The following is a 312-nucleotide window of genomic DNA, read 5'->3' as shown; positions in this document are numbered from 1 at the left end:
GGAACTACGCGGCCATGCAGGACGGTACTGCGCGCGACATGACGGAACTCGTCAAGTACGTCGAGCGCTGGTCGTCGGTCGACGGCCTGCCGGACTGAGCCGCGTTCGCGATTGAATCTCGCTTGATGCCACTGCATTGGAAAACCTGAACCTCAAGACTACGGAGATCTGAATGATTGTTGAAATGCGTATCTATCATTGCGCGCCGACGCGCCTGCCGGCTTTGCTCGATCGCTTCACGTCGACAACGCTCGGCTTTTTCGAAAAACACGGGATCGAGCAGATCGGCTTCTGGACGACGCTGATTGGTCC

At 57.4% G+C, this 312-nt stretch carries 1 protein-coding gene; it reads left to right on the top strand.

Annotated features, from left to right (window positions below; genetic code table 11):
* Positions 1-172 precede the first annotated feature (172 nt).
* The coding region (locus tag EN859_RS36185) for an NIPSNAP family protein (protein WP_189502532.1) at positions 173-312 on the top strand (140 nt) is incomplete at its 3' end.

The organism is Mesorhizobium sp. M00.F.Ca.ET.216.01.1.1 (genome assembly GCF_004010325.2).
Classification (GTDB): domain Bacteria; phylum Pseudomonadota; class Alphaproteobacteria; order Rhizobiales; family Rhizobiaceae; genus Mesorhizobium.
Note: the sequence above shows the minus strand (reverse complement) of the source record. Positions and strands in the feature narration are given on the sequence as shown.